Origin of the sequence: Chlorogloea sp. CCALA 695, assembly GCF_003003885.1 — a bacterium.
Classification (GTDB): domain Bacteria; phylum Cyanobacteriota; class Cyanobacteriia; order Cyanobacteriales; family Chroococcidiopsidaceae; genus Aliterella.
This window is the reverse complement of the sequence record NZ_PVWN01000167.1, coordinates 1-2,056: the sequence shown is the minus strand read 5'-3', so window position 1 is coordinate 2,056 and position 2,056 is coordinate 1. Positions and strand designations below refer to the sequence as shown.

The following is a 2,056-nucleotide window of genomic DNA, read 5'->3' as shown; positions in this document are numbered from 1 at the left end:
AAGTTGCTTGTTGGCGCTCAAGTAAACCAAAAGTCGCTTTGGTAGGTAGTCCACCGCTATCAGCTTCAACTGTCAGCAAATATCCTGACTCTACAGGCTTAAGGGGTGGTTGACCAGGATAAACGATAGAAGTTGTGTTAACTTCACGCACCCAGTTAATACCAGGACCGCTGACACGCACAACATAGTTGTTTGCACCAGGAACAGCAGTCCAGCGCAATGTCGGCTTGTAGCTAAGTAACCAAGTACGATGAGGATAGATGATGTAGGGAATAGAATTAAGGAAGGGGTCACGAGTAGGTGTAATTGGCTGAGTGGTTGTGTGTACTGGTTGCTCTGGAGGATAGCAGCCCCTAGCAACACCTGAAGATATGCCACTAGGCACTATCCACAAATTTTGCTTAGGATCAGCGCATTGCACTATTGCTCTAGCGCCGCGATTAGGTTGCAGCAGATCGCCCTGACACAATGCTGCACCAATTGCCGTTGGTCGATAGTTAGACCAGTTTCGACGTTTTAGTTGTACCTGACCGCGAATGCTAACTAATCGCCCTAAATGGACACAACTATTGCTAGCAGGTTTTGCTACTGCTTTTTTCTGGTTAGCTATTATTGCTGGTGTTGCGACTAGAAGTAAAACGAAATATATTACTGTAGGTAGGCGAGTATTCACTTATTTGAGTCCCCAAAACTAGCTTTTAATCTTTGTTGTGCCAGACGAGTCCAAATGTCTTCTTCAGGAGTTCTGGGCAGATAGGTGTATGCTAGACAATCTTCCCAGTGTTGCAAAGCCTGTTGCTTTTCGCCGCGACGTTCTAGAACCTGAGCGAATAAGCAGTGGGCAGCAGAGCGCTCCTGTTGGAGAGCAATTGCTTGCTCTAACTCGACTTGGGCTTCTTCTAAGCGACCTTGTTGTAGGCGCGCCCAACCACGATTTTTAAAAAAGCTGTACTCAATGCGTGGTTCCTGGTTTCGAGCTAGAGGTAAACCAGCTTGCAACAAGGCAATAGCAGGATCAGATTTTCCTTGCAAAAGATACAACCGTGCTTGATTGTTGTAAGCAGCAAATAGACCTAACTCTATTGCCCTCTGGTATTGCAACTGCGCTTGCTGATAGTTCTGCTGATCTTCATAAACTGCACCAAGATTATAGTGTGCTTCTGCCGACCAAGGGTTGATATCCAGTACCCAATTATAAGCAATCTGAGCTTGCGGCAGTTTACCTGCTAAGTGACTCTTTGCGCCATACCAGTTACCTAGCCAAGATAAAGCATACCAACCACCGAATATTCCAACTGAGGCTAAAAGTGCTATTCCAGGTTGCAGGAATTTGATTAACTTAGATTTATATCTACTTTCTCTACTGTTAATAGTAGTTGGTAATAAAGTATTTCTGCCTTGGGAGTGTTGAGGCTGGTCGTTTTGGGGTGGTTCGCGCTCCTGTTCGTTACTCAATTTCTCAATAGCTCCATCCAATAATGCTGCTTGAACAACCATTAGTGCTGAACTAGACGCACTGCCGTCAAGAGCAATTTGCTCCTTGAACTTAGTTTTTGGCTTGCTCTTCGAGCTTTGCTGCCGTAGCTGTTTGGCTTGCAGTTGTCTGAGAGTACCTATAAGGTTATCCTTGTTAACTTTTTTACCGATTGCTTGTGATAGCAAATGCCACAGTTGTTGAGCTTTACCCCTAGAGAGATAACCCTCCGTATATTTTTCTAACTTAATCTCATTAAGTTTTTTCCCTAGCAAACTTTGCTCAAGTATATACTTTTGTTCGCTTGTCAAATGTCTGCCGCTAAATTCATAAACTGCCCGATCCGCTAATGCTATCAGGCTGGAGATTTCTTCGTCACTCATTTCTCCCCGTCAATTTGCCAATTTGCCTTTCAGTATATCCTGCCCCAAGCCAATGAATGGAGGTAATGAATGCGAAATTAAACCTTTACAAATCTAAACTTTGTCATTATTTATATGTCTAAATCGTTTTTAAGGTTAATTGCGTCGCTGTTTGAGGTCAGATATGAAACTAATGCTCTATTAAATTTATCCTAGTAAC

At 43.5% G+C, this 2,056-nt stretch carries 1 protein-coding gene and 1 pseudogene; both read right to left on the bottom strand.

Annotation, left to right across the window (positions count from 1 at the left end; genetic code table 11):
* A pseudogene (locus C7B70_RS25800) lies at positions 1 to 673 on the bottom strand (hypothetical protein); the annotation flags it as partial.
* Positions 670 to 1,857, bottom strand: a complete 1,188-nt coding sequence (locus C7B70_RS25795) for a tetratricopeptide repeat protein (RefSeq protein WP_106371691.1) — start codon at positions 1,855 to 1,857, stop codon at positions 670 to 672. The gene C7B70_RS25795 and the pseudogene C7B70_RS25800, both read right to left, overlap by 4 nt.
* Between the last annotated feature and the right edge of the window lie 199 nt (positions 1,858 to 2,056).

Coding starts and splice junctions, on each gene's coding strand:
- C7B70_RS25795 (WP_106371691.1), bottom strand. CDS start 1,857: ATGAGTGACGAAGAAATCTCCAGCCTGATAGCATTAGCGGATCGGGCA.